Source organism: Hydrogenophaga sp. A37 (assembly GCF_002001205.1).
Taxonomy (GTDB): Bacteria; Pseudomonadota; Gammaproteobacteria; order Burkholderiales; family Burkholderiaceae_C; genus Hydrogenophaga.
Genome location: NZ_MUNZ01000085.1, coordinates 20,777 through 46,991, shown reverse-complemented (window position 1 = coordinate 46,991; position 26,215 = coordinate 20,777). Strand labels below are relative to the sequence as shown.

Sequence of the window (26,215 nt, the reverse complement as noted above, 5' to 3'; positions counted from 1 at the left end):
TCAGGTCAGGGGTTCGAGCTTGACAATGGTCATCGAGAGGTTGTCCCCCATGCCTTTTGCCCGCGTGCGGGCTTTCTGGATGAGGAACTCACATGCTTCGCGGGGCGAGAGCATCGCGATGGTGCTGGCCAACTCGTTCGGCGTGAAGTAGTGCCACACCCCGTCGCTGCAAGCCATGATGGCATCGCCAGGGCTCAGTTGCTGAATCACATGGATGTCCACCGGTGGATCGTTGTCGGTGCCCAGGCAGCCCATGAGGATGTTGGAATGCGGGTGATCCAGCGCCTCTTCTTCTGTGATCTCGCCCTGGTTCACCAGGGTCTGTACGTAAGAGTGGTCCATGGTGCGGAACACCATCGCGCCGTTGCGGAAGTGGTAAATGCGCGAGTCGCCGGCATGGATCCAGTAGCTGCTGCCGCCCGGATTGATGAGGAATGCCGAGATGGTGCTGTGAGGTTCCTGTTCAGCCGAGACCGCGGTCAGTTTGATCACCAGGTGCGACTCTTCCACGATCTGTCTCAGCAGAGACGAGGCGTCGTCGGTCTCGGGGTCGTAGCGCTCGAACAGCTGGCGCGAGGTCAGCATCACCTGATCAGAGGCCTTGCGCCCGCCGCTGCGCCCGCCCATGCCGTCGGCCACCACGGCCAGCAGGCAGCCACTTTCGCGAGGATGGTGCAACAGGCACACCTGATCCTGCTGGTAGTCTCGGTCACCCCGGTGGATGCCGGTGGACGCGTGAATGCGATAGCCTTTGGACATGGGATTTTGTTTTGAGAGTGAAGCGGGGGCGGGGAATGTGTCGGATGGTAACCACTAAATTCTGCGCCGGAATGGCTTGTCACGAAAACCGAACACATTGGCATTTGGCTGGTCCCACTGCGGAAGCAGGCGATCCGCAAAGGAGTCCTTTTTGACCACCCCTGTCGAGCGGGTCCGGCACACGCTGTCGGCGCATGGCCCGTTGGCGGCATCGCCCGGTTTTGTGTGCCGCGAGGCGCAGGTGACGATGGCAGTGGCGGTGGCCGAGGCCATTGACGGCTTGGGCTTGCTGGCGGTGGAGGCGGGCACGGGCGTCGGCAAGACGCTGGCCTACCTGGTGCCACTGTTGCACAGCGGACGTCGCGCGCTGTTGTCCACCGCCACCCAGGCACTGCAGGAACAGCTGTTCGCGAGGGACATTCCCGCGTTGACCCGGACCATGGGCATCCCGGTCCGGGTGGCCATGCTCAAGGGTCGGTCCAGCTACCTGTGTGTGCACCGGCTCGCACAAGCGTCGGACTTGCCTTCGCGCGGGATCGACCCCCTGCTGGGGTCGAGGCTTGAGCAGGTGCGGCAATGGGCCGGCCGCACCCAAAGGGGCGATCTGGCCGAGATGTCTTGGCTCGATGAGCGCTCGGCCTTGCGTCCCTGGATCACTTCGACCCGCGACAACTGTCTGCGTGACGCCTGTCCCCGACGGCATGAGTGTCACGTGAACCTCGCAAGATACGAGGCGCTGCAAGCGCATTGGGTGGTCATCAACCACCACCTGTTTTTCTCCAGCCTTCATAGTGAAGGCGCCTGGCTCGCGGGTCTTGTTGAACGTGCCGAGGTGGTGGTGTTTGATGAGGCACACCGATTGAATTCGACCGGTGTCGAACTCATGGCCGAGTCGGTGGGCAGCGGGTCGCTGCGCGCGCTTGCGCGGGACGTGTTGACCCAGGCGCCCCGCTGGGCGAGTGGCCAGCGCGCATGGGCGCACCTGGCGCTGGTGCTGGATCAGGCAGCTGGCACGTCACCACCTTGTCCGCCCGGCCGGCATCGTTGGCAAGGGGCGCAAAGGGACGCGCGCTGGTTTGCGTGGGTCATGGCCGTGAACCGGGCTTTGCACGCGGTGGTGTCCGCCCTTCAGGCGACTGCAGAGGCGGCGGCCGAGATGGATGGCCTGTATCGCCAGGCGCGTGATCTTTGGGCGGGGTGGGGTCAGTTGACCCGCCATGATGGCGCAACCGAAGACGCCAACAACGTGACCTGGTTGGATGCGAATTCTGCGGGTTGGGTGTTGGTGCAAACGCAGATTGACGCGTCCCGGCACATCGGGAGCGCACTCGCACTGGCGGGCGCGGGACGAAGCTGGGTGTTCACGTCCGCCACGCTGGGCACCGAAGAGGCGCTGGGCTGGTTCACAGAACCGTTGGGCCTGCGGCATCACCCGCGCATGCGCACACTGCGGGTGGCGAGCCCGTTTGACCACGCCCGGCAGTTGGCCTTGCACGTGCCGGATGATCTGCCCGATCCGGCCGACGCACGTCACACGCCGGCGTTGGCCCACGCCGTGGCCCGGTGGGCCACACGGCTCGGCGGGCGGAGCCTGGTGCTGACCACCACGCTGCGGGCCACCGCCCGATTGACGGAGGCCTTGCAGCAGATGGTCGGCGACGGCACCCGAGAGCCGCTGCAATTGCTGTGTGAGGGGCAGATGTCGAGACGCGAGCTGCTGGCCCGGTTTCGAGCGGCCGCACACGGGGATGGCGCCGGCGCGGTGTTGGTTGCGTCAATGGCCTTCTGGGAAGGGGTGGACCTGGCCGGCGAGGTGCTGCAATTGCTGGTGATCGACAAACTGCCGTTTCCACCACCCGACGATCCGCTGGTCGAAGCCCGGGCCCGCCAGCATGAGGCCCAGGGGCGAAGCGCCTTCCGTTCCTGTTATCTGCCCCAGGCGGCACTGGCCCTCAAGCAGGGTGCTGGGCGGCTGATCCGCAGTGAGACCGATCGGGGCGTGCTGGTCGTCGCTGATCGGCGGCTGCTCACACGCTCATACGGCAACGATCTGCTGGATGCCATGCCGCCCATGCGCCGCCTGCTGGACGAGGCGGAACTGCTGAAAGAACTCGATCAGATGGCGTTCACCAGAGCTTCCACCAAGGGCTGCTGACGCTGGATCCGCCGCCACTCAGAAAGCCGCTTTTGGGAAAGTTGGTCTGAAGCACCCGGCGAGCGTCGTCACGCAACTGGGTCATGCCCAAGGCGTCGTAGCTGCGCACGAGAATGACCAGCGCCTCTTCCATGGCCGGTGTGTTGGCGTAGTCGCTCACCGCGGTTTGTGCCCGGTTGATGGCAGCGAGGTAGGCGCCACGACCAAAGTAGTAGCGCGCCACATGCACCTCGTACTGCGCCAGCGAATTGACGATGTAGGTCATGCGGGCGCGGGCATCGGGCGCGTAGCGCGAATCCGGAAACCGGGTCACGACTTCGCGCAGCGATTCAAACGATTCTTTGGCGGCTTTCTGGTCGCGCTCTGACAGGTCTTGCTGCGCCAGCGATCCGAAAAGGCCGAGGTTTTCGTTGAAATTGACCAGGCCTTTCAGGTACAGCGCGTAGTCCAGCGCTGGACTGGCAGGATGCAAGCGCAGAAACCGTTCGATCGTGGCGAGTGCCTGTGCCTGTTCGCCACCTTTGTACTGGGTGTAGGCCTTGTCGAGCTGGGCCTGTTGGGCCAAGGGCGTACCGGCCGCACGGCCCTCGAGTTTTTCGTACAGACCAATGGCCTTGTCGAAATTGCCTGCCTCGCGCTCATCGCTGGCTTCGCTGTAGATCTTGTTGGGACTCCAGTCCTTGGTGGGGTCCACGGGAGTGCTGCTGCAGCCCGCAACAACGACCACCATGGACAGCGCGCAAAACGACACAGCCGATAATCTCAAACTAAGCTTCACACGCACACCTTCACAACAGGAACACAGGTCTTGGCAGCAGAAATTATATCGACGGGGGGTGCAACCGAGCTGGGCATTTCCGAGGGGGAGGGCGATGCCGACGAAAGCCTGGCGGTGGTCGAGGTCCGGGATTGCGAGGTGCCCGTGTCCATGCACGGCTGGCGGCTTGATCGTGCCCTCGCGGCGCTGATTCCGGAATTCTCCCGCTCGTATCTTCAGCTGCTCATGGGTGACGGCGCCGTGGTGTGGCGCAGCGCCCCCGCGCTCAAGCCGTCGGCGAAGGTGTCGGTGGGGGATCGTTTGCAGGTGGAGCTGCGCCCGACGCAGCAGACCATGGCCTTTGTGGCGCAACCCATGGCGTTGGACGTGGTGTTCGAAGACGCGGATCTGCTGGTGATTCACAAGCCCGCCGGTCTCGTGGTGCACCCGGCGGCCGGGCATTGGAGTGGCACTTTGCTCAACGGCTTGCTGGCGCATCACGCAGGCGCATCGACTCTGCCACGGGCGGGCATCGTCCACCGGCTCGACAAGGACACGTCGGGCCTGATGCTCGTGGGCAAAAGCCGCCAGGCCGTGGAGGCGCTGGTGCGCGCCATTGCCGCCCGTGAGGTGCATCGTGAATACCTGGCGCTGGCGCAGGGTCGCTGGAAAGGAGCGCCTGAGCTGGATGTGGAGCAGTCGGTGGGGCGCGACCCCCACAACCGCTTGCGCATGGCGGTGCTGCGGCCCGAGACCACGGGCGCCAAGTCGGCCCGCACTTCGATCCGCTTGCTCGACGGCACCGACCAGGCTTGTCTGGTGGCTTGCAAGTTGCACACCGGGCGCACCCACCAGATTCGAGTGCATCTGACCTGGCTCGGGCATCCGCTGGTGGGTGACGCTGTCTACGGCGGGCGTTCGCTCTTTGGCCTGGAGCGCCAAGCTTTGCACGCCGCCCGGCTGCGGCTGGCCCACCCGGTGTCGGGCGCTCCCTTGGCGTTTGCCTGCGAGCCACCCGCTGATATGGGCCAGGCCATCACGGCGGCCGGGCTCCATTACAATTCAGGTCAACTGGGGTGACTTGACCCCGGCGTCCTGCGGCCCGCCATCGGGTCCCTTTGCGATTTCTGATCGTCCCCACAGCCCACCCGGATGGTCCTCCGCGAACCATTCCATGCTGCTGTTGTCCGCCCCGGGCCTGATGAAGCCCTGCAGACCTTGTACGCAACTTCTTGCCCCTTGACCGACAACTGGTTTTTATAGGCGCCAGCGATGAACACGACGGATGCCCGGCGCGTCCTTGAGACGGCCTTGATTTGTGCACCCCAACCGCTTTCCGTGAGAGAGCTCGGGGTGTTGTTCGACATGGAAGTCGCATCGGACACGATCAAGACACTGTTGACCGATCTTCAGACCGAATGGACTGGACGCGGCGTCGAGCTGGTGCAGGTGGCCACCGGCTGGCGTTTTCAGAGCCGGCCCGAGCTGCGACCTTTCCTGGACCGACTGCATCCTGAGAAGCCACCCAAGTACACGCGCGCCGCGATGGAAACCCTGGCCATCATTGCCTACCGCCAGCCAGTCACCCGTGGCGACATGGAAGACATCCGGGGCGTGACGATCAATTCCCTGATCATCAAACAGCTGGAAGACCGCGGCTGGGTGGAGGTGATCGGGCATCGCGAAACGGTGGGCCGCCCCGCGCTGTTTGCCACCACGCGGCAGTTTCTCGACGATCTGGGGCTGTCTTCCCTGGACCAGCTGCCTCCACTGGATGGCAACGAGGTGCAGGAATCGGCCCTCGGTCGTCTCGACTTTGAATCCCTTTCCAGCGGACTGGCCGAGCCATCCGCTGACGAATTTCCAACCGCGGGTGAAAACACCCCTGACACCGCCGGCGAACCGGCGATCCCCGTCCCGAAACAGGACGAACCACAGGACGACCATGACACCGGCGCAACCCCCTCACAACCCGACTGAACCGTCCAACAACGACGCGGGCGCTTTGCCCGCGGAGTCCACCCCGGATTCAACGCCCAAGCCAGCCGCGAGCCCCCCGCACACGAAGGCGCAGCCACAGGCTTTGCGTTTTGACGATGTGGTCAGTGGTGCGTTTGATGCCGAGCAGGAGCAGGAACTGCCCTTGCCGACCAAGCGGGTGCTGCAGCCCGAGGCCGAGTCGCCCAAGCTGCACAAGGTGCTGGCCCAGGCCGGCATGGGTTCCCGGCTGGAAATGGAGCAACTGATCCTGGAGGGGCGCATCTCGGTCAATGGCGAGCCGGCCCACATCGGTCAGCGCATTCAGTTCGGCGACAACATCAAGGTCAACGGCAAGCCGGTGCGCGTGCGCATCGCGCCGCCACCGCCTCGCGTGCTGGCCTATCACAAGCCGGCGGGCGAAGTGGTGTCGCACGACGATCCACAAAACCGGCCCACGGTGTTTCGCCGCCTGCCGCGCCTCTACCAAGGCAAGTGGCAGTCGGTGGGCCGGCTGGATCTGAACACCGAAGGCCTGTTGCTGCTCACCGACTCGGGCGAGCTTGCCAACCGGCTGATGCACCCGCGATTTGGCCTGCAGCGCGAGTACGCCGTGCGGGTGTTGGGTGCCTTGTCCAACGATGAGAAGCAGCGTTTGCTCGATGGTGTGCGGCTGGACGACGGTGAGGCCCGCTTCGACAGCATCGAAGACGGCGGGGGCGAAGGTGCCAACTGCTGGTACCGAGTGACCATCGGCGAAGGCCGCAATCGAGAAGTGCGACGCATGCTAGAAGCCGTGGGTCACGCCGTGAGCCGTTTGATCCGCATCCGCTACGGCGCCATGATGCTGCCGCGAGGTCTCAAGCGCGGTGTCTGGCTGGAGCTGGACCAGGGCGACATCGATCGCTTGACGGTGGCTGCCGGTGTCTACCAGCGCCCCGAGCGCCCGGCCGGTAAGGCCACGCCAGGGCGCGGCAAGAAACAGGGGCCGCAGGGCGGACGCAACTATGGCAACCCCGCGGGCAGCCGGGGCGATGCGCCTGCCGTGCGTCGCGGCAGCATGTTCGACACGTCCGCGAGCAAAGGCAAGGGCGGCAAGGGGCAGGGTGCGGGCGGGGGCCAGCCCGACCCTTTGAAAACCTCCCTTGGCTACATTGGCCAGGACGCCTTGCAACGCCAACGTGAACAGGGTGCCGCCCGTGGCGGCCCCAGTGGCGGTCGTCGCCGCAATGGAGGTGGTGGAGGTGGCGGCCGTTCCGGAGGCCGCTGACGGCTTTTTCCCCCTCAGCGCACGGCATTGTTTTGCTTTGAGCAATGTAGAATTAAGGGCTTTGCCACCTGCGCAAGAATCGTTTTTATTCCATAAATTCAAGGATCATCATGGCCATCGAACGCACCCTCTCCATCATCAAGCCCGACGCCGTCGCCAAGAACGTGATCGGTCAAATTTACGCCCGTTTTGAAGCCGCTGGCCTGAAGGTGGTGGCCGCTCGCATGGCGCACCTGTCGCGCGGCGAAGCCGAGCAGTTCTATGCCGTTCACAAGGCCCGTCCTTTCTTCAAGGACCTGGTGGACTTTATGATTTCCGGTCCTGTGATGATTCAGGCACTGGAAGGCGAGGGCGCCATTCTCAAGAACCGCGATCTGATGGGCGCCACCGACCCCAAAAAGGCCGACGCTGGCACCATCCGCGCCGACTTCGCTGACAGCATCGACGCCAACGCCGTGCACGGCTCCGACGCTCCCGAAACTGCCGCCGCGGAAATTGCTTTCTTCTTCGCCGGCATGAACGTTTACTCGCGTTGATCAGCGCGGGTCCACCATGCCATGACGGTCAACCTCCTCGACTTCGATCTTGAGGGCCTGACCGCCTTTTGCGAGCAGCTGGGCGAAAAACGCTTTCGCGCCGTCCAGTTGTTTCGCTGGATTCACCAGAAGGGCGCGTCGCGCTTTGACGAGATGAGCGATCTCGCCAAGAGTCTGCGCGAAAAGTTGCCCTCGGTTTGCGCCATCACCGATCTGCCGGTGCTCTCTCGTCAGGACTCCGCCGACGGCACCATCAAGTGGCTGTTCGACGTGGGTGGCGGCGATGCGGTGGAAACTGTGTTCATCCCTGAAGACGACCGCGGTACGCTCTGCATCTCATCGCAGGCGGGTTGCGCCGTGGGTTGCCGTTTCTGCTCCACCGGCCACCAGGGCTTTTCGCGCAACCTCACCACGGGTGAGATCTTGGCGCAGCTCTGGCATGCCGAGCACTTTCTGCGCGAGCACCTGAAGTCCACCGAGCGCGTCATCACCAACGTGGTGATGATGGGCATGGGGGAGCCGTTGCAAAACTACAGCGCGTTGGTTCCGGCGTTGCGGGTGATGTTGGATGACCATGCCTATGGTCTGTCGCGACGCCGTCTGACGGTGTCCACCTCCGGCGTGGTGCCCATGATGGACCGCCTGGCCGCCGACGTGCCGGTCGCACTCGCTGTGTCCTTGCATGCACCCAACGATGCGCTCCGTGACTCGCTGGTGCCGTTGAACCGCAAATACCCCATCGCCGAACTGCTGGACGCCTGCTTGCGGTACCTGCCAGCCGCGCCGCGTGATTTCATCACCTTTGAATACTGCATGCTGGACGGGGTCAACGATCAACCCGAGCACGCTGCGCAATTGCTGGCGTTGATCAAAGGCCATGGTGGTAGAGGTGTGCCCTGCAAAATCAACCTGATACCCTTCAACCCGTTTCCAGATTCCGGCCTGAAGTGTTCGCCCAGACCGGTGGTCCAGGCCTTCGGGCAGATCCTCATCGCAGCCGGTATCGTGACGACCGTGCGCAAGACGCGCGGCGATGACATCGACGCTGCTTGCGGACAGCTCGCAGGCGACGTGATGGACCGCACCCAGGTGGCCAAGCGCCGCGCCGCAGTTCAGCCGATCCGCTTTTTGAAGTCAGCCAAGGAAAAACAGGAATGACACACGCCACCCCGACCCGCTTCTTGGCAAAACCGGGTCTTCTGGCCCGGCCCGATGGTGGGCCGTTGGTCGGGCGTTCTGCGGAGGCTCGATGGCTGTTGTTGCTGCTCCTCGCGATCTTGCTGTCGGTGCTGTCGGCCTGTGCAAGCGGGCCTGGAACGCCCACCTCCAACAAGGCGCAGCCGCTCACCGAGTCCGACGAACCCGAGGCGCAGAAGCGCGCCCGCATTCGCCTTGAGCTGGCGACCGGCTACTTTGAACAGGGTCAGACATCGGTGGCGCTGGACGAAATCAAGCAGTCGCTCGCCGCTTTCCCTGCGTATGGACCTGCCTATGTGCTGCGCGGGTTGGTCTACATGCGGATGAACGAGCCGGGCCAGGCGGAAGACAGTTTCCGACGCGCCTTGCAGATCAATGAGCGTGATTCCGATGCGCTGCACAACTACGGCTGGTTTGCCTGCCAGCAGGGTCGTCATGCCGAGGCCATTCAGCTGTTTACCCGCGCGCTGGCCAATCCGGCCTACGGCGGACAGGCGAAGACGCTCATGGCCAAAGGGTTCTGCCAGACCCGAATGGGCCAGTTCGCTGAGGCCGAGGGCAGCTTCGCCCGCTCTTACGAACTGGATGCGGCCAATCCCATCACGGGCTACAACCTCGCGTCTCTGCTTTACAAACGAGGCGATGACAAACGCGCACAGTTTTACATTCGCCGTCTGAATAATTCCGATCTGGCCAACGCGGAGTCACTCTGGTTGGGCATCAAGGTTGAACGTCGCATGAACAACCCGCAGGCGGCCGACCAGCTCGCGCAGCAGTTGCAGCGGCGGTTCCCTCGTTCGCCGGAGTACGCGTCTTACCAACGGGGGGCGTTCAATGAGTGAGCCGATGGTGTCGGATGCAGCCGGTGCGGAGCCAGGGACCCAGCCGGTGCTTTTGCGCCAAGCGCGCGAAGCTGCCGGATTGCACATTGCGGCCATGGCCGCCGCGCTGAAGGTGCCCGTCAAGAAACTGGAAGCGCTGGAAGCAGGGCGCTACGAAGAGCTGCCGGACATGACGTTTGCCCGCGCATTGGCCTCCAGCGCCTGCCGCCAGCTCAAAATTGATCCTGCGCCCGTGCTGGAGCAAATCCCCTCGGGGCGTACACCGATGCTGGGCGATTCGTCGCACACCATCAATGCACCTTTCAGATCGGCCAGGGGGTCGTTGTCTTTGCAACCCTCGGAATGGCTGCGGCGTCCTGCGGTGCTGGGGGCTGGGGCGTTGGTGATGGCCGCCGTGGCGCTGATGTACCTGCCGGACTTGCGGCCGTTGATGGATGCCGTTTCGGGGGTCGTGACCCGTTTGTCTGACACCAACGAGGCGCCCGCCTCGGAAAGCAAGACCGCCACAACAGAGCTTGCTCCTTCGCCCACGGTCGTGCCAGCCACCACCGGTGAGCAGGTGGTGTTGACGCCGTCTACAGCGGTGGTCGCACAAAGCACGGAAACCGCTGTGGCAGCACCCGTCGCTGGAGGGGAAGGTAGCGGTCTTTTGAGCATCAAAGCCAACGGCGATTCGTGGGTCGAGGTGGTGGACGGCCGGGGCGCTTCCCAGGTGCAACGCATGCTCAAAACAGGCGACGTCCTCAGCTTTTCGACTTCTCCGCCCTATTCGGTGGTGCTGGGTCGAGCAGATGCTGTAGAGGTTACCGTTCGTGGACTGGCCTTTGATGTCATGCCTTATGCGCGCAACAGCGTGGCGAGGTTCCAGGTTAAATGAACATGCCGTCAGATCGCTCCATCGCTGGGTCGCAGGCTGGCCTGATCGGTCCCATCGCCATCAGTGCCCCACGTGTTCGTCGTAGCCGTCCGGGCGTGGTGGCCTGGCAATCGCACCGTGTCACGGTCGGTGGCGGTGCGCCCGTGCGCGTGCAGTCCATGACCAATACGGACACCGCCGACGCGATCGGTACCGCCATTCAGGTCAAGGAACTCGCCCAGGCTGGCTCGGAGTTGGTCCGTATCACGGTCAACAACGATGAGGCGGCCAAAGCGGTGCCGCACATTCGCGAACAGCTCGACCGCATGGGCATTCATGTGCCGTTGATCGGTGATTTCCACTACAACGGTCACCGGTTGCTGACCGACCATCCGGCCTGCGCCGAAGCGCTGTCCAAGTACCGAATCAACCCCGGGAACGTCGGTCGCGGAGACAAGGGTGACCGCCAGTTTGCCCAGATGGTCGAGATCGCCGCGCGCTGGGACAAGGCCATCCGCATTGGTGTGAATTGGGGCAGTCTCGACCAGGATCTGCTGGCGCGCCTGATGGACGCCAATTCGCAGCGGGCCGAGCCCTGGGAGGCGCGCCAGGTGATGTACGAGGCGCTCATCACTTCGGCACTGGATTCGGCCAGCCGGGCCGAAGAGATCGGTCTGAACCCGAACAACATCATGCTGTCGTGCAAGGTCAGCGGCGTGCAAGATCTGATCGCGGTTTATCAGGCGCTGGCCCAGCGCACTGACCATGTGTTGCATCTGGGTTTGACCGAGGCCGGCATGGGGACCAAAGGTGCGGTGGCATCGGCGTCAGCACTGGCCGTTTTGTTGCAGCAGGGCATTGGCGACACCATCCGCGTCTCGCTCACGCCGCAACCCGGCGAGGCACGGACCCAGGAGGTGTTGATCGCCTCGGAAATCCTTCAGGCGCTGGGGCTGCGCGCGTTTGTGCCCAGTGTGACGGCGTGCCCTGGTTGTGGTCGCACCACCAGCACCACGTTTCAGGAGCTGGCCAAGCAGATCGACGATTACCTGCGCAGCTCCATGCCCGCATGGCGCGAGCGCTATCCCGGTGTCGAGAACATGAAGGTGGCGGTCATGGGCTGCATCGTCAACGGCCCTGGCGAGAGCAAGCACGCCGACATCGGCATCAGCCTTCCCGGCACGGGCGAGGCCCCGGCGGCGCCGGTGTTCATCGACGGCCAGAAGGCACTGACATTGCGGGGTGATCGCATTGCCGCCGAGTTCCAGACGGTTGTTGAAAACTATATTGAAAAAAGGTTCGGCGCCACCGCCTGACCCACAGCACGGCGATGAAGCCGCGCCTTCACCTGACAAGCATCCATGGTTGAGAAACTGAGCGCCGTCAAAGGCATGAACGACATTGCACCTCCTGTGTCCGCTCACTGGGAGTGGCTGGAAGAGACCTTGCGTGCGCTGATGCGCCGATATGGCTACCGCAATGTGCGCACACCCATCGTCGAGCCGACAGCCCTGTTCGTTCGAGGGTTGGGCGAAGTGACCGACATCGTCGAGAAGGAGATGTACTCCTTCGAAGACCGCCTCAACGGAGAACAGCTGACGCTGCGACCGGAGAACACGGCAGGGGTGGTGCGCGCGGCGGTGGAGCATTCCATGCTCTACGACGGTGGCAAGCGGCTGTATTACATGGGCCCGATGTTTCGCCATGAGCGCCCTCAGCGGGGCCGCTACCGACAATTCCATCAGTTCGGCGCCGAAGCCCTGGGCTTTGCAGGCCCGGACGTGGACGCCGAGCTGATCGTGCTGGCCTGCGACCTTTGGGCCGAACTCGGCCTCGAAGGCATTGAGCTGGAAATCAACAGCCTGGGTCAGCCGGCCGAGCGTCAGGCGCACCGCGCGGCGCTGATCAGTTACCTGGAAGCCCACGCCGACCTGCTGGACGAAGATGCCCGACGCCGCTTGCACAGCAACCCGCTGCGCATCCTGGACACGAAAAATCCCGCCATGCAGGCGATGGTGAACGGTGCGCCGCACCTCATGGCCTTTTTGGGGAATGAGTCGCTGGACCACTTCAACCGCCTGCGTGCGCTGCTGGATGCGCAAGGCATTGCCTACCGCATCAATCCGCGCCTGGTGCGTGGGATGGACTACTACAACCTGTCGGTGTTCGAGTTCGTCACCACCCAGCTGGGCTCTCAAGGCACGGTCTGTGCCGGAGGGCGCTACGACGGCCTGTTCGAGCAGATCGGTGGCAAGCCGGCCCCGGCCGTGGGTTGGGCCTTGGGCATGGAGCGCATTCTGGAGCTGCTCAAAGAGCAAGGTCGTCTGCCGGAACCGGTTGTGCCCGACGTCTACGCTGTGGTGCCGGACGTGGCGGCCCTTCCCGCGGCCATGCGCCTTCTGCGTGAACTGCGTCGTCAAGGGGTGAGCGTCACCATGCACGCAGGCGGCGCCGATGGCATGGGCAGTATGAAATCTCAATTCAAAAAGGCCGATGCCAGTGGCGCTCGTTTCGCCCTTGTGTTCGGAGCGCAGGAGCTGGAGCAGGGCATGGTGGCAGTCAAGCCGCTGCGCGGCGTCCGCGACGGCGATGTCGTTCAGCAGCTCCAACCGCTGAGCGATGTCTTGGCCTGGGGCCTCTCGCTGCGCTGCGCCTGAGCCTCTGCGTGGTCCACCACCTACAATCGACTCAAGCAATTTCCCCGGACACCCATGGCGCAACATCTCGATCTTGAAGAGCAGGAACAACTCGACCAGCTCAAACACTTCTGGGCCCAATACGGCAACCTGATCACCTGGGTGTTGATCGCCGTGTTAGGTGGATTTGCCGCCTGGAACGGCTGGAACTACTGGCAGCGCAGCCAGGCCACCAAGGCCGCCGCCCTGTTCGACGAAATCGAACGGGCATCCGATTCCAAGGACGCTGAGAAAATCGAACGTGCACTGGCTGACATGAAAGACCGCTTCGGTGGCACCAGCTATGCGGCTCAAGGTGCATTGCTGGCGGCCAAGAGCCTGTTTGACGCGGGCAAGCCCGATGGGGCCAAAGTGGCGCTGGCCTGGGTGGCTGAAAAGTCTTCTGACGAGTCCTTTCAGGCCGTGGCGCGCCTGCGGCTCGCCGGTGTGCACCTGGAGGGCAAGGCATTTGACCAAGCGCTGAAGGTGCTGGAGGCGCCCATGCCCAAGGCCTACGAGCCGTTGGCCGCGGATCGCCGTGGCGATGTGCTCATGGCCCAGGGCAAAGGCGACGACGCCAAAGCGCAGTACCAGAAGGCATGGGACGGTCTGAGCAACCGCAATGAGTACCGGCAACTTGTGCAAGTGAAACTGGCGGCGCTGGGCGTGGACGTGTCCCCGGCACCAGCCTCCAACGAGGCGGCGCGTTGAGCGCCCTGAGTAACATGATCCAGCTTGGCCGTTTGCGCGTGATGGGTGAGGTGGTGGCCATGGTGGCCGTGATGGTGCTGGCGGCGTGTTCGTCCGGTCCCGTCAAGATGAAGCCGGCCGAACTCGCCCCTCCGGCCAACCGCGCGAGCGCGCAACTGATCTGGTCAACCCAGATGGGCCCCTCATCCCCGTCGATGGCGCCGTGGGCACACCAGGGGAGGGTGTACCTCGCGGGTACGAAGGGAGCCGTGGCCGCCGTGGATGCAACGTCCGGGCGCGATGTCTGGCGCCTGAACCTCGGCACATCGTTGGCCACTGGAGCGGGCTCCGATGGCCAAACGACGGCCGTGGTGAGCCAAGGCAACCAGTTGATAGCCATGACCGATGGGCGCGAAAGCTGGCGTGTGCAACTCCCCGCTGCTTCGTTCACGTCACCCCTCGTGGCGGGACGTCGTGTGTTTGTGTTGGCGGCCGATCGCAGCGTCATTGCGTTCGATGCCCAGAACGGCGCTCGGCTGTGGACCCAAGCCCGTCCTGGCGAGCCGTTGGTGTTGCGTCAATCGGGCGTGCTGTTGGCTGTTGGCGACACGCTGGTGGCAGGCTTGTCGGGTCGCTTGGTGGGTCTGCACCCCCTGAATGGCACGGTCCGTTGGGAGGCGTCCATCGCGAACTCGCGTGGCACCAACGAGGTCGAGCGACTGGTGGATCTGGTGGGCTCTGTGAGCCGGATTGGCAACACGGTGTGTGCCCGCTCTTTCAATTCAGCAGTGGGTTGTGTGGACGCGGACACTGGACGCTTGCTTTGGAGCAAGCCTGCACAAGGTGTGACGGGCGTGCATGGTGACGAACAGTATATTTTTGGCAGCGAGGCGGATGGCCGCCTGCTGGCTTGGCAACGTGCCAAAGGGGACCGTGGTTGGGAGGTTGATCGCTTGAAGTTCCGTGAACTGACCGCTCCCCTGGCTTTGGGTCGCCTGCTTGCCGTGGGTGATGGCACGGGGCTTGTGCATCTTGCCTCTCGAGAAGATGGCAGCGAGCTGACCCGGCTCACGACCGATGGCTCCCCCATCATTGCCGCACCCGTGCTGTCTGGTCCTGCGCTGGTAGTGCAGACGCTCAATGGCGGCGTCTACGCCTGGCGCTCACAGTGATATTTGCTGAAGAACACAGGCTTTCTGCGTTCCCGAACGAAAGTCTATTTCCGTGAAACCCGTTATCGCCTTGGTGGGGCGGCCCAATGTGGGCAAGTCCACCCTGTTCAATCGACTGACCAGTACCCGAGACGCGATCGTGGCGGATTTCGCTGGCCTCACCCGTGATCGCCACTACGGCAATGGTCACGTGGGCAAGCGTGAGTTCATCGTGATTGACACCGGTGGGTTCGAGCCCACCGCTGAGTCCGGCATCTACAAGGAAATGGCCAAGCAGACCCGTCAGGCCGTGGCCGAGTCGGACGTCGTGATCTTTGTGGTGGACGCCCGTGCGGGCATCAGTGCGCAAGACCACGACATCGCCAAATACCTGCGCCGGTTGGGCAAACCCACGGTGTTGGTGGCCAACAAGGCCGAGGGCATGACGCAAGGCCTGCAGCTGGTGGAGTTTTTTGAACTCGGCCTGGGTGAGGTGCTTCCGGTGTCGAGTGCGCACGGGCAGGGCGTGCGCTCCATGCTGGACACAGCGCTCGAAGCCATACCCGGCTTGGCCGATGAGGACGACGAAGAAGCCGAGGAAGAGGATACCAGTGTCATCCGCCTGGCGGTGGCGGGTCGGCCCAATGCGGGCAAGTCCACGCTGATCAACGTTTGGCTGGGTGAGGAGCGGCTGGTGGCGTTCGACATGCCCGGCACCACCCGTGACGCGATCTCGGTGCCGTTCGAAAAGGATGGCCAGAAGTTTGAACTGATCGATACCGCTGGTTTGCGCCGCAAGGGCAAAGTGTTCGAGGCGATCGAGAAGTTCTCGGTGGTCAAGACCCTTCAGGCCATCGAAAGCGCGCACGTTGTGCTGCTGTTGCTGGATGCCACCGAGGGCGTGACGGACCAGGACGCGCACATCGCAGGCTTCATTCTGGAGAGTGGGCGTGCCGTGGTGCTGGCGATCAACAAATGGGATGCTGTGGACGCCTATCAGCGCGAACAGATCGAGCGCCAGATCGAAACAAGACTGGCGTTCCTGAAGTTCGCTTCGCTGCACCTGATTTCAGCGAAGAAGCGCCAGGGTCTGGGCCCGGTGTGGAAATCGATCATCCAGGCAAGGTCATCGGCCATGCGCAAGATGACCACGCCGGTGCTGACGCGATTGCTGATGGAGGCCGTGGCTTTCCAGGCACCGACCCGTGGCGGCATGTTCCGCCCCAAGATGCGGTACGCCCATCAGGGTGGCATGAACCCGCCCGTGATCGTGATTCACGGCAACTCGTTGCAGCACGTGCCTGATGCGTACAAGCGTTTCCTCGAAGGGCGCTTCCGCAAAGCCTTTGATCTGGTGGGTACGCCGCTTCGCATCGAGTTCAAGACCGCGGACAACCCCTTCAAGGATGCGGATTGAGCTGGGCCAACCCCAGCCGACCGGCAGGCGTGTGGTATGGTTCACGTCCTATCAACTTCTTTTGAACACGGAGCATATCGTGAGCAATAACAAAGGCCAGCTCTTGCAAGACCCTTTCCTGAACCAGCTTCGCCGGGAACATGTGCCCGTGTCGATCTATCTGGTCAACGGCATCAAATTGCAGGGTCAGATCGAATCGTTTGACCAGTACGTCGTGTTGCTGCGCAACACCGTCACGCAAATGGTTTACAAGCACGCCATCTCCACCATCGTGCCGGGTCGTCCGGTGCAGTTCACTGCCGTCGGTCCGGACGAAGCTGCGGCCTCTTGATCGGGCCTCGTATTGTGATGGGCTGGTGCTGTGTGCGCCTTGCCCGCCATTCCATCGGGCGGATCTGATTTGAATCCCTCCGTATCCACATCTTCTACTGCCCCATCGGTAATCTTGGTGGGCGTGGATCTGGGCGGCCCCCATTTCGATCGAGGGCTCGAGGAATTGGGTCTGCTTGCGCAAACCGCAGGGTTTAAAGTCGCCGAGAGGGTCACCTGCAAGCGCCGAGCGCCCGATCCGGCACTGTTTGTGGGTTCCGGAAAGGCTGACGAAATCAGGACGTTGGCCCAATCCACAGGTGCCAGCGAGGTCTTGTTTGACCAAGCGCTTAGCCCGGCGCAGCAACGTAATTTGGAGCGGGAGCTTGGACTGCCGGTCAACGACCGGACCTTGCTGATTCTCCAGATATTCGCACAACGTGCCCGCAGTCATGAGGGAAAATTGCAGGTGGAGTTGGCGCGGCTGCAGTATTTGTCGACACGGCTGGTGCGCCGCTGGACCCACTTGGAGCGCCAGAGTGGCGGTATCGGCATGCGCGGCGGTCCGGGTGAGACGCAGATCGAGCTGGATCGGCGCATGATCAATGATGCGGTCAAGCGCACCAAAGAGCGGCTGGAAAAGGTCAAAAAGCAACGAGCCACCCAAAGGCGCCAGCGGGAACGACGCGAAGCCTTCTCGATTTCATTGGTGGGCTATACCAATGCCGGAAAGTCGTCCATCTTCAATGCGTTGGTGAAGGCTCGTGCCTATGCGGCCGACCAGTTGTTCGCGACGCTGGACACGACCACACGCCAGCTTTATCTCGGAGAGGCGGGGCGCTCGGTTTCATTGTCGGATACCGTGGGTTTTATTCGCGACCTGCCCCACGGGTTGGTCGACGCTTTCGCGGCCACGCTGCAAGAAGCGGCCGATGCCGATCTGTTGTTGCATGTTGTAGATGCTTCCAATCCGGCTCATCTGGAGCAGATCGCGTCGGTGATGGGGGTTCTGAAAGACATTGGCGCAGACCAGGTTCCACAGATACTGGTGTTCAACAAACTGGACGTGATGGACCCTGCCACTCAGCCCTTGGTACTGAGCGACTTGATGGAACTCGAAGGGCAGAGTGTGCCTCGTATCTTCGTGAGCGCATTGAACGGAGCCGGTCTCCCGGACTTGCGCACGTTGTTGTCATCGGTTGTTCTGGCGGAGAGACCAGCCCAAGCCCTTCCTGACGATGAGCGCGACTTGACCGGTGCGCAGGACTTGCTCCCTGGAATGGGCACAATGTGATGGTTTTGATTCGAAAGAAGAGTTGGCAATCCATGGATGTGAATCTGGAATCCGCGCCCAGTGGCGCGAACAGCAACAATTCGTCAAGCTGGCTTCGTCGCTGGCTGGGCGTGTTCAATCTGAATGATCCTCGTTGGGGCCGCGGTGACGAGCCAGCACGTGGTGAAAATGAGCCCAAGGCGGGCGCTGAGCCTGAGCGCGACCCAGAGCCCCGTCAGCCCCCGCGCGGCCAACGCCCACCACAGGGACCCAACCAGGGACCGCCTGATCTGGATGAGCTCTGGCGCGACTTCAATCGCAAGCTCGGAGGCCTGCTGGGTGGCAAGGGTGGTGGATCGGGCCGGGGTGGCAACGGGGGAGGTACACCCGGTTTCAATCCCAGTCCCAAATCTGCGGGTATCGGTGCCGGATTGATTGCTGTCGTGGCATTGCTGATCTGGCTGGGCACCGGCTTTTTCATCGTGCAGGAAGGCCAGCAGGCCGTGATCACGCGTTTTGGCAAGTTCAGTAGCACGGCGGGCGCCGGCTTCCGCTGGCGTTTGCCGTACCCGATCGAGCGCCACGAAACCATCTTCGTCACACAGCTCCGCTCGGTCGATGTGGGGCGCGACGCGATCGTGCCCGCAACCGGTCTTCGCGAGTCGTCGATGCTGACGGCTGACGAGAACATTGTCGACATCAAGTTTGTGGTCCAGTTCCGCCTCAACGATGCTCGGGCCTACCTTTTTGAGAGCCGCGACCCGGATGCGGCCGTGCTCAAGGCCGCTGAGACCGCCGTTCGTGAGGTGGTCGGCAAAATGAAGATGGACGCGGCCCTGGTGGAAGAACGCGACCAGATCGCTCCGCGTGTGCGTGCGCTGATGCAGACCATCCTGGACCGTTACAAGGTCGGTGTCGTCGTCGAAGGCATCAACCTGACCCATGTGCGTCCTCCCGAACAGGTGCAGGCCGCTTTTGACGATGTGCTCAAAGCCAGTCAGGAGCGTGACCGTGCCAAGAACGAGGCTCAGGCCTATGCCAACGACGTGGTGCCGCGAGCCCGCGGTGCCGCATCGCGCTTGAGCGCAGAGGCCGAGGGCTACCGTGCCCGCATCGTCGGGCAGGCCGATGGCGATGCCCAACGTTTCCGATCAGTGCTGGTCGAGTACCAGAAGGCGCCGCAGGTGACGCGGGATCGCATGTACACCGATTCGATGGCTCAGGTGTATTCGAACGTGACCAAGGTCATGGTTGACACCAAGGCCGGCTCCAACCTCCTGTATCTGCCTTTGGACAAGATCATGCAGATGACCGCGCAAGGTGGAGCGGCGGCAGCTCCTGCGAGCCCTGCTTCGTCCAGCAGTGCGCCATCGCCCGTGGCACCGACCACCAGCACGACCAACAACGCCCGCTCGCGCGAGCGTGAGAGCCGCTGAACCGCGGCCGACGGAAAGACCGACACATGAACAAGCTTGGCTTCATTGCCACCTCTATCCTGGTGGCCCTGGCGTTTCTGAGTGCCACATTTTTTGTCGTGGACCAGCGCCAGTTCGGCGTGGTGTTCCAGCTCGGCGAAATCAAGAAAGTCGTGACCGAACCTGGTCTGGGCTGGAAGATTCCACTGGTCCAAAACGTGTCGTACATCGACAAGCGTCTGCTCACGCTGGAAAGCAGCGACACTGAACCCACCTTGACGGCGGAAAAACAGCGTGTCGTGATCGACTGGTATGTGCGCTGGCGCATCAGTGAGCCGCAGCAGTACATCCGCAACGTTGGTTTGAATGAAAGCGCTGGAGCGCTGCAGCTCAACCGTGTGGTTCGCAACTCCTTTCAGCAGGAAGTGAACAAGCGCACGCTCAATGAGTTGCTGTCCACCCGCCGTGAGCAGCTGATGGAAGACGTGAAGCGAGAGGTGTTGTTGGCGGTCAAGGGCGCTGAACAGCCTTGGGGCATGGACGTGGTCGATGTGCGCATCACGCGCGTGGACTATGCCGAGAGCATCACCGCGTCGGTGTATCAGCGCATGGAAACCGAGCGCAAGCGCGTGGCCAACGAGTTGCGGTCCACGGGTTTCGCCGAGGGCGAAAAGATCCGCGCCGATGCCGACCGCCAACGTGAAGTGATTCTGGCGGAGGCCTACAAGCAGGCGCAGACCATCAAGGGCGAGGCCGATGCCAAGGCCGCTGGTCTTTATGGCGAGGCTTTTGGTCGCGATCCTGCGTTTGCGCAGTTCTACCGCAGCCTGGAGGCCTACAAGGCCAGCTTCGCGGGCAAGTCCGACGTGATGGTGATCGACCCGTCGTCTGATTTCTTCAAGGCCATGCGCAGCAGCAACGTCGCTCGCTGAGTGGACACGTCGCTCGCCGATGTGTTCTGGCCCGCGCTCGCGCTGGTCTTGGTGTTTGAAGGCTTGATGCCTTTTGTGGCGCCCGGCGCCTGGCGCCGCATGTTCAGCGAGATGCTGAAACTGAACGATGGCCAGGTTCGTTTCTTCGGACTCATCTGCCTGATCGCCGGCGCGTTGCTCTGGTGGTGGATGGCCTGAGGGCCGTCCGCCAGGGCGGTTCCGCTGTCCCGGTAAAATCACGTTTTTAACAGCCCCCACAATGCCCATGTCTGCCTGGGTCCTCCCGGATCACATTGCCGATGTCTTGCCTTCCGAGGCCCGTCACATCGAAGAACTTCGCCGGGGCTTGCTGGACACAGCCCGAGGCTACGGCTATGAGCTGGTCATGCCGCCCCTGGTCGAGCATCTCGAATCGCTCCTCACCGGCACCGGCGAAGCGCTGGATCTCATGACCTTCAAGCTGGTGGATCAGCTCTCGGGTCGCACGCTCGGCCTGCGTGCCGACAGCACGCCACAAGTTGCTCGCATTGATGCCCACCTTCTCAACCGCGAGGGTGTGGCTCGCTTGAGCTACTGCGGCCCGGTGGTGCACACGCGCATTGATCGTCCGCTCGCCAGTCGGGAGCCATTGCAGTTCGGGGCCGAGATTTATGGCCATGCCGGGCTGGAGGCCGATCTGGAGGTGGTCGAGCTCGCGCGTGCTTGCATGCACCATGCCGGGGTGCAGTCCCTTCTGCTGGACTTGGCCGATGTGCGCGTGATTGATGCTGTGCTGGCCCCTGTGCACCTCGACGCAGATCACACCCGGCAGATCCACGCAGCGTTGGCGGGCAAAGATGTCGCTTCGCTGAAGCAGCTCGCCGAGTCCTTGCCTGAGCGGGTGAGACAAGATCTTTGCGCACTGCCTGGACTGTTCGGTGGAGAGGGCGTTCTGGCCGAGGCCCGCGCCCGGTTGGCGCCTTCGCCTGCGTTGCACGCGGCCCTGGACGATTTGGTCTGGTTGGCCAGTCAGGCTCAAGGACAGGGCATGACCGTGTCGGTGGACTTGGCAGACCTGCGCGGATACGCCTATTACACCGGGATGCGTTTTGCGGTATTCGCACAGGACGCGCAGGGCGCCGCGACCGAATTGGCTCGGGGCGGCCGCTACGACGAAGTGGGCGCGGTGTTTGGGCGCAAGCGCCCCGCCGTGGGGTTCAGCCTCGACATCAAGGAGCTCGTGTCATCCGTGGCCCCGCGCCCCTTGGTCGCAGCCATCCAAGCGCCCTGGGGCATGGCGCCTGGACTGCGTCAATCGGTGGCCGCCTTGCGCGCCGAAGGCCACACGGTGGTCTGCGTGTTGCCTGGCCACGAACACGAAGTCAATGAATTCCACTGCGACCGCGAACTGGTGTCCGATCCGACACAAGCGGGTGCCTGGACAGTGAAATCTCTTTAAACGGAAACAAGCAATGAGCAAGAACAGCAGCGCCACTCCGGGGCGCAACGTGGTGGTTGTGGGCACGCAGTGGGGCGACGAAGGCAAAGGCAAGCTGGTGGATTGGCTGACGGAGTCCGCCCAGGGCGTGGTTCGCTTTCAAGGCGGCCACAACGCGGGCCACACCTTGGTCATCAACGGCGTGAAGACAGCTTTGCACCTGATCCCCAGCGGCATCATGCGCGCGGGCGTGAGATGCTACATCGGCAACGGTGTGGTGCTGTCTGTCGGCAAGCTGTTCGAAGAAATCGCCGGGCTGGAGAAAGCCGGCGTTGAAGTCTGCTCGCGTCTTCGCGTGAGCGAAGCCTGCCCGCTGATCCTGCCGTTCCATGCTGCCATCGACATCGCGCGCGAAGCCGCGAAGGTTAAGGCGGGCACCGAAAAAATCGGCACCACCGGTCGCGGCATCGGCCCGGCCTACGAAGACAAGATAGCCCGCCGTGCCCTGCGTGTGCAGGACCTGAAGTACCCCGAGCGCTTTGCCGCCAAGCTGCGCGAGCTGCTGGCCCTGCACAACCATGTGCTCAAGACTTGGCTGCATTCGGCCGACATGGCCTGGGACGAAAAACTGGCCTCTTATATGAAAGACGGCGAGATCCAGTTCGAACCGGTCTACAACGAGGCCATGGCCCAAGCCGAACTGCTCAAGCCCATGATCGCCGACGTGTCGCGCGAACTGAACGACGCCAACGCGGCCGGTGCCAACCTGCTGTTTGAAGGCGCGCAAGGCACGCTGCTTGACATCGATCATGGCACCTACCCGTTCGTCACCTCCAGCAACTGTGTGGCCGGCAACGCGGCCGCGGGTTCGGGCGTTGGTCCGGGCATGCTGCACTATGTGCTGGGCATCACCAAGGCCTATTGCACCCGCGTGGGCGGTGGCCCCTTCCCGACCGAACTTGAATGGGAAAAGGAAGGCACACCGGGCTGGCACATGGCCACGGTCGGCGCCGAGAAGGGCGTGACCACCGGCCGCAGCCGCCGCTGCGGCTGGTTCGACGCCGCGCTGCTCAAGCGCTCGGCCCAGGTCAACGGCCTCTCAGGTCTGTGCATCACCAAACTCGACGTGCTCGACGGTTTGACCGAGCTCAAGCTCTGCACCGGCTACGAACTTGACGGCGAGATCATCGACATCCTGCCCATGGGCGCGGAAGACATCGCGCGCTGCACGCCGGTGTACGAAACCCTGCCAGGCTGGACCGAAACCTCGGTCGGTGCGACGCGCTACGAGCAGCTCCCGCCCAATGCGCAGCGCTACCTGACGCGCATCCAGGAAACCACTGGCGTGCCGATTCATGTGGTGTCCACCAGTCCGGACCGCGACCACACGATTTTGCTGAAGCATCCGTTCGTTGCTTGAGCGCTGAACGCTTTGGTGCAGAATGACCCCGACATCCCGACCCCACCCGGAGCCCGCATGCTGACCGAAGACGGTAAACATCTCTACGTTTCCTACGACGAGTACCACAACCTCATCGAGAAGCTGGCGCTCAAGGTGCACCAGTCGGGTTGGCAGTTCGACACCATCCTGTGCCTCGCTCGCGGCGGCATGCGGCCCGGTGATGTGCTGTCGCGCATCTTTGACGTGCCGCTGGCCATCATGTCCACCAGTTCTTACCGCGCTGCCGCTGGCACCCAGCAAGGCAATCTGGACATTGCGCGTTACATCACCACGCCCAAAGGCGAGATCGCCGGCAAGGTGCTGCTGGTGGACGATCTGGCCGATTCGGGTCACACGCTCAAGGCGGTGATCGACCTGCTCAAGAACAATTACGCGCCCATTTCCGAGATGCGCAGCGCCGTGATCTGGACCAAACAGCTGTCCACGTTCACGCCCGACTACTCGGTGGAGTTCTTGCCCACGAACCCCTGGATTCATCAGCCTTTCGAAGGCTATGACAGCATGCGCCCTGAGCAGTTACTCGAAAAGTGGAAACTCTGATTCCGATGTCGGAGCTGTCTACCCGCCTCATTCATCACCCTTACCGCCCGCCCGAGGGCTTTGACGCTGTTGCGCCCGGTGTGCACAAGGCGTCGACCGTCTTCTTTCCGAACGTGCACGCCTTGCGCACGCAGGAGTGGGCTGACAAGAGCGGCTACACCTATGGCCTGCACGGCACGCCCACCACCTTCATCCTCGAAGAGCGCATCGCCACCATCGAAGGTGGCGCCTACTGCGTGCTCGCGCCCAGCGGTCTGTCCGCCGTGGCGCTGGTGGACATGGCTTTCCTCAAGCAGGGCGAAGAGCTGTTGATCCCTGACAACGCCTACGGCCCCAACAAGGCCTTTGCGGGCGTTGAGCTCGCCGCCTGGGGCATCACGCACCGCTACTACGACGCTCAGAATCCTGCCGATCTCGCCGCCAAGATCGGCCCTTCCACGCGCCTGGTCTGGCTCGAAGCACCAGGCTCCATCACGCTCGAGTTCCCCGATCTGCCCGCGCTGGTGGCTGTGGTGAAACAGGCCAACGCTACCCGAGGCAGTGATCGGCCCATCTTGACGGCCCTCGACAACACTTGGGGCGCTGGGATTGCTTTCAATGCGTTCGAGCTGGGTGCAGACATGTCCATGCAGGCGCTCACCAAGTACCCGAGCGGCGGCGCCGATGTGTTGATGGGTTCGGTCGTGACGCGCGACCATGCCTTGCACCACCAGTTGCTCATGACGCACATGCGCCTGGGCCTGGGTGTGAGCGGCAATGACACTGAGCTGGTGTTGCGCGGCCTGAACACCATGGCACTGCGCTACGCCGCACAAGACGCCACCACGCGCGAACTCGCGGCCTGGATGCAGGGGCAACCCGGCGTGATGCAGGTGTTGCACCCGGCATTGCCTGGGTCGCCTGGACATGACACTTGGCAACGTGACGCGAGGGCTGCTGCGTGCCTTTTCAGTGTTGTCTTTGACGAACGTTTCACGCAAGCCCGGGTCGACGCTTTCTGCGATCAGCTGAGCCTGTTCAAGCTGGGTTGGAGCTGGGCCGGCCCCATCAGCCTGTGCGCTCCCTACAAGGTTTCCTCCATCCGCACCCAGGGGTGGCCGCACAAAGGCGGCCTGGTGCGCTTCGCGATCGGGCTTGAAGCCGTCGAAGACCTGCGCGCCGATCTGGCCCAGGCGCTCGCAGCGCTGAACACCTGACCCTCCCTTCCTGAACCACCTGAAAGACTGACTTGGCCACTCCCAACTACGGTTACGAAAAACGCCAGCGCGAACTCGCCAAGAAAAAGAAGAAGGAAGAAAAGCTGCGAGCCAAAGCCGCTGGCAAGCCGCACGACGACTCAGGCGAAGGCAACGACGCGGAGAATCCTGCGGACACGCCCGCCCCTGAGGGCAATGAACCTGGCAACCCTGCCTGATCCTTCGCGCGGCAGGCGCCTCGAGCGCATTCCAGAGCAACCCAATCAACCCCGTCGGCTGGAAATCAGGCGATCAAAAGCTGTGCTGACGATGGGGCGGCCGGGTCAGGAAGTGGATGTGATCAAGCTGGCTGCTGCATTGCTGAGCGCCTTGCCCGAGCGGTCGCTCAGCACGCATTTTTGCGCCACGCTGTATTGCTTGAAATTGCGCCGAATCGACGCTGCATACATCGGGTCATAGTGCTGTGTCAGCAGCTCCAGCACGACTTGGGGTGTCTGATCTGAGCGCACCATGTCCGTCCAGCCCTCGACCACTGCCTTGCCTCTCAGCTCGGTGAGCGCTTCCAGCCGCTGGCAAAAGTGCTCGCTGTCTTTCACGAAGAAGTCGTAGTCTTCCAGCAGCAGGGCCACGCGCTCTTCGTCGGACAGCACCAGGTCGATGCACGGGCTTTCGCGCATGGCCTCGATCAGCGCGTCGGGCACGCGCACGTTGCCCACTTTTTTGCTTTCGCTCTCCACGAACACGGGTTGCGCTGCATCGAACCCGCGCAGCGCGTCCCAGATCAGGCTGTCGAAACGTTTCTGGCTCGGCTGCTCAACGCCCGGTATGTGACCCAGCACCGAGCTGCGGTGGTTGGCCAGGGCTTCGAGGTCGAGTACCTGCGCGCCCTCCGCCCGGAGCGCCTGCAGCAGACGGGTCTTGCCGCTGCCGGTGGGGCCGCAAACCACGCGGTAGGTCAGTCGCTGAGCTTGCGTCGTCAGGTCATCAACGAGCGCCGCGCGCCAGGCCTTGTAGCCACCTTCGATCAAGGTGACATGAAAGCCGATGGCCCCCAGGATGGTGGCGAGCGCGCCGCTGCGGTTGCCGCCCCGCCAGCAATACACCAGCGGCTTCCAGTCGCGCGGTTTGTCGATCACTTCGCGTTCGATGTGGGCCGCGATGTTGCGTGCCGAGAGCGCGGCGCCGCGCTTTTTGGCCTCGAAGGCGTTGACCTGTTTGTACATCGTGCCGATGGTGATGCGCTCGGCGTTGTTCAGCGTGGGCCAGTTGATGGCGCCGGGCACGTGGTCCAGCGCGTGCTCGTCTTCGGTGCGAGCGTCGATGAGGGTGTCGAAATCACCAAGGCGGTGGATGGCGTCGGTGGCGGGCAGGGTGTGGACGGGCATGCCC

At 63.0% G+C, this 26,215-nt stretch carries 25 protein-coding genes and 1 pseudogene; 23 read left to right on the top strand and 3 right to left on the bottom strand.

Going from position 1 to position 26,215, the window contains the following annotated elements:
- Positions 1-759: a protein phosphatase 2C domain-containing protein gene (locus tag B0E41_RS08095; protein WP_077330570.1), complete on the bottom strand. Its 759-nt coding sequence runs from the start codon at positions 757-759 to the stop codon at positions 1-3.
- Between the two features lie 151 nt (positions 760-910).
- Between B0E41_RS08095 and B0E41_RS08090 the strand changes: the two genes are divergently transcribed.
- Positions 911-2,914 carry an ATP-dependent DNA helicase gene (locus B0E41_RS08090; RefSeq protein ID WP_253194692.1) on the top strand — a complete coding sequence of 668 codons (2,004 nt, stop codon included), beginning with the start codon at positions 911-913 and terminating at the stop codon, positions 2,912-2,914.
- Here B0E41_RS08090 and B0E41_RS08085 read toward each other — a convergent pair.
- Positions 2,886-3,680 carry an outer membrane protein assembly factor BamD gene (locus B0E41_RS08085; protein ID WP_290440842.1) on the bottom strand — a complete coding sequence of 265 codons (795 nt, stop codon included), beginning with the start codon at positions 3,678-3,680 and terminating at the stop codon, positions 2,886-2,888. The genes B0E41_RS08090 and B0E41_RS08085 overlap by 29 nt on opposite strands.
- Positions 3,681-3,722: 42 nt before the next feature.
- On the opposite strand from B0E41_RS08085, the gene B0E41_RS08080 reads away from it, so the two are divergent.
- From B0E41_RS08080 to B0E41_RS07975, 22 genes and pseudogenes are all read left to right on the top strand, one after another.
- Positions 3,723-4,751, top strand: coding sequence for an RluA family pseudouridine synthase (locus tag B0E41_RS08080; protein ID WP_253194688.1), 1,029 nt, complete (start codon positions 3,723-3,725; stop codon positions 4,749-4,751).
- Positions 4,752-4,943: 192 nt separating this feature from the next.
- Positions 4,944-5,447, top strand: a pseudogene (gene scpB / locus B0E41_RS08075) (SMC-Scp complex subunit ScpB); the annotation flags it as partial.
- Between the two features lie 169 nt (positions 5,448-5,616).
- Positions 5,617-6,918 (top strand): pseudouridine synthase, encoded by a 1,302-nt coding sequence (locus tag B0E41_RS08070; RefSeq protein ID WP_077330566.1) that lies wholly within the window; start codon positions 5,617-5,619, stop codon positions 6,916-6,918.
- Between the two features lie 110 nt (positions 6,919-7,028).
- Complete coding sequence (gene ndk, locus B0E41_RS08065; protein WP_077330565.1) at positions 7,029-7,454, top strand: nucleoside-diphosphate kinase; 426 nt, start codon at positions 7,029-7,031, stop codon at positions 7,452-7,454.
- Positions 7,455-7,475: 21 nt separating this feature from the next.
- The gene (gene rlmN, locus B0E41_RS08060; RefSeq protein ID WP_077330564.1) at positions 7,476-8,612 is read left to right on the top strand and encodes a 23S rRNA (adenine(2503)-C(2))-methyltransferase RlmN; all 1,137 of its coding nucleotides are present in this window, start codon (positions 7,476-7,478) and stop codon (positions 8,610-8,612) included.
- Positions 8,609-9,493 carry a type IV pilus biogenesis/stability protein PilW gene (gene pilW, locus B0E41_RS08055; RefSeq protein WP_077330563.1) on the top strand — a complete coding sequence of 295 codons (885 nt, stop codon included), beginning with the start codon at positions 8,609-8,611 and terminating at the stop codon, positions 9,491-9,493. Before rlmN ends, pilW begins: the two co-directional genes overlap by 4 nt.
- The gene (locus B0E41_RS08050) at positions 9,486-10,370 is read left to right on the top strand and encodes a RodZ domain-containing protein (RefSeq protein ID WP_077330562.1); all 885 of its coding nucleotides are present in this window, start codon (positions 9,486-9,488) and stop codon (positions 10,368-10,370) included. The genes pilW and B0E41_RS08050 overlap by 8 nt, the downstream gene beginning before the upstream one ends.
- Entirely contained in the window at positions 10,367-11,665 is a 1,299-nt protein-coding gene (gene ispG / locus B0E41_RS08045; RefSeq protein ID WP_253194686.1) for a flavodoxin-dependent (E)-4-hydroxy-3-methylbut-2-enyl-diphosphate synthase, read from the top strand. Before B0E41_RS08050 ends, ispG begins: the two co-directional genes overlap by 4 nt.
- Before the next feature lie 45 nt (positions 11,666-11,710).
- Positions 11,711-13,006: a histidine--tRNA ligase gene (hisS, locus tag B0E41_RS08040; RefSeq protein WP_077330561.1), complete on the top strand. Its 1,296-nt coding sequence runs from the start codon at positions 11,711-11,713 to the stop codon at positions 13,004-13,006.
- Positions 13,007-13,060: 54 nt separating this feature from the next.
- Complete coding sequence (locus tag B0E41_RS08035; protein WP_077330560.1) at positions 13,061-13,735, top strand: tetratricopeptide repeat protein; 675 nt, start codon at positions 13,061-13,063, stop codon at positions 13,733-13,735.
- Between the two features lie 59 nt (positions 13,736-13,794).
- Entirely contained in the window at positions 13,795-14,886 is a 1,092-nt protein-coding gene (gene bamB / locus B0E41_RS08030) for an outer membrane protein assembly factor BamB (protein WP_253194684.1), read from the top strand.
- 52 nt (positions 14,887-14,938) lie between these two features.
- Positions 14,939-16,282 carry a ribosome biogenesis GTPase Der gene (gene der / locus B0E41_RS08025; protein WP_077330558.1) on the top strand — a complete coding sequence of 448 codons (1,344 nt, stop codon included), beginning with the start codon at positions 14,939-14,941 and terminating at the stop codon, positions 16,280-16,282.
- A 61-nt stretch (positions 16,283-16,343) separates the two neighbouring features.
- Positions 16,344-16,613, top strand: a complete 270-nt coding sequence (hfq, locus tag B0E41_RS08020) for an RNA chaperone Hfq (RefSeq protein ID WP_077330557.1) — start codon at positions 16,344-16,346, stop codon at positions 16,611-16,613.
- Positions 16,614-16,730: 117 nt separating this feature from the next.
- The gene (hflX, locus tag B0E41_RS08015) at positions 16,731-17,885 is read left to right on the top strand and encodes a GTPase HflX (RefSeq protein ID WP_171984704.1); all 1,155 of its coding nucleotides are present in this window, start codon (positions 16,731-16,733) and stop codon (positions 17,883-17,885) included.
- Between the two features lie 32 nt (positions 17,886-17,917).
- Complete coding sequence (gene hflK / locus B0E41_RS08010; protein WP_077330555.1) at positions 17,918-19,300, top strand: FtsH protease activity modulator HflK; 1,383 nt, start codon at positions 17,918-17,920, stop codon at positions 19,298-19,300.
- Between the two features lie 26 nt (positions 19,301-19,326).
- Complete coding sequence (hflC, locus tag B0E41_RS08005) at positions 19,327-20,211, top strand: protease modulator HflC (protein ID WP_077330554.1); 885 nt, start codon at positions 19,327-19,329, stop codon at positions 20,209-20,211.
- Positions 20,212-20,409, top strand: coding sequence for a DUF2065 domain-containing protein (locus tag B0E41_RS08000; protein ID WP_077330553.1), 198 nt, complete (start codon positions 20,212-20,214; stop codon positions 20,407-20,409).
- A 67-nt stretch (positions 20,410-20,476) separates the two neighbouring features.
- Entirely contained in the window at positions 20,477-21,649 is a 1,173-nt protein-coding gene (locus B0E41_RS07995) for an ATP phosphoribosyltransferase regulatory subunit (protein WP_077330649.1), read from the top strand.
- Positions 21,650-21,662: 13 nt separating this feature from the next.
- Positions 21,663-23,048: an adenylosuccinate synthase gene (locus B0E41_RS07990; protein WP_077330552.1), complete on the top strand. Its 1,386-nt coding sequence runs from the start codon at positions 21,663-21,665 to the stop codon at positions 23,046-23,048.
- Positions 23,049-23,105: 57 nt separating this feature from the next.
- Positions 23,106-23,630, top strand: a complete 525-nt coding sequence (locus tag B0E41_RS07985) for a phosphoribosyltransferase (protein WP_077330551.1) — start codon at positions 23,106-23,108, stop codon at positions 23,628-23,630.
- A 5-nt stretch (positions 23,631-23,635) separates the two neighbouring features.
- Entirely contained in the window at positions 23,636-24,826 is a 1,191-nt protein-coding gene (locus tag B0E41_RS07980; RefSeq protein ID WP_077330550.1) for a PLP-dependent transferase, read from the top strand.
- A 32-nt stretch (positions 24,827-24,858) separates the two neighbouring features.
- Positions 24,859-25,044: a hypothetical protein gene (locus B0E41_RS07975; RefSeq protein WP_077330549.1), complete on the top strand. Its 186-nt coding sequence runs from the start codon at positions 24,859-24,861 to the stop codon at positions 25,042-25,044.
- Positions 25,045-25,149: 105 nt separating this feature from the next.
- Here B0E41_RS07975 and mnmH read toward each other — a convergent pair whose 3' ends face one another.
- On the bottom strand, positions 25,150-26,211 hold the full coding sequence (mnmH, locus tag B0E41_RS07970) for a tRNA 2-selenouridine(34) synthase MnmH (RefSeq protein ID WP_077330548.1): 1,062 nt from the start codon (positions 26,209-26,211) through the stop codon (positions 25,150-25,152).
- Positions 26,212-26,215: the final 4 nt, after the last annotated feature.

Coding starts and splice junctions, on each gene's coding strand:
- B0E41_RS08095 (WP_077330570.1), bottom strand. CDS start 759: ATGTCCAAAGGCTATCGCATTCACGCGTCCACCGGCATCCACCGGGGT.
- B0E41_RS08070 (WP_077330566.1), top strand. CDS start 5,617: ATGACACCGGCGCAACCCCCTCACAACCCGACTGAACCGTCCAACAAC.
- ndk (WP_077330565.1), top strand. CDS start 7,029: ATGGCCATCGAACGCACCCTCTCCATCATCAAGCCCGACGCCGTCGCC.
- rlmN (WP_077330564.1), top strand. CDS start 7,476: ATGACGGTCAACCTCCTCGACTTCGATCTTGAGGGCCTGACCGCCTTT.
- pilW (WP_077330563.1), top strand. CDS start 8,609: ATGACACACGCCACCCCGACCCGCTTCTTGGCAAAACCGGGTCTTCTG.
- B0E41_RS08050 (WP_077330562.1), top strand. CDS start 9,486: ATGAGTGAGCCGATGGTGTCGGATGCAGCCGGTGCGGAGCCAGGGACC.
- ispG (WP_253194686.1), top strand. CDS start 10,367: ATGAACATGCCGTCAGATCGCTCCATCGCTGGGTCGCAGGCTGGCCTG.
- hisS (WP_077330561.1), top strand. CDS start 11,711: ATGGTTGAGAAACTGAGCGCCGTCAAAGGCATGAACGACATTGCACCT.
- B0E41_RS08035 (WP_077330560.1), top strand. CDS start 13,061: ATGGCGCAACATCTCGATCTTGAAGAGCAGGAACAACTCGACCAGCTC.
- bamB (WP_253194684.1), top strand. CDS start 13,795: ATGGTGGCCGTGATGGTGCTGGCGGCGTGTTCGTCCGGTCCCGTCAAG.
- hflK (WP_077330555.1), top strand. CDS start 17,918: ATGGATGTGAATCTGGAATCCGCGCCCAGTGGCGCGAACAGCAACAAT.
- hflC (WP_077330554.1), top strand. CDS start 19,327: ATGAACAAGCTTGGCTTCATTGCCACCTCTATCCTGGTGGCCCTGGCG.
- B0E41_RS07995 (WP_077330649.1), top strand. CDS start 20,477: ATGTCTGCCTGGGTCCTCCCGGATCACATTGCCGATGTCTTGCCTTCC.
- B0E41_RS07990 (WP_077330552.1), top strand. CDS start 21,663: ATGAGCAAGAACAGCAGCGCCACTCCGGGGCGCAACGTGGTGGTTGTG.
- B0E41_RS07985 (WP_077330551.1), top strand. CDS start 23,106: ATGCTGACCGAAGACGGTAAACATCTCTACGTTTCCTACGACGAGTAC.
- B0E41_RS07980 (WP_077330550.1), top strand. CDS start 23,636: ATGTCGGAGCTGTCTACCCGCCTCATTCATCACCCTTACCGCCCGCCC.
- mnmH (WP_077330548.1), bottom strand. CDS start 26,211: ATGCCCGTCCACACCCTGCCCGCCACCGACGCCATCCACCGCCTTGGT.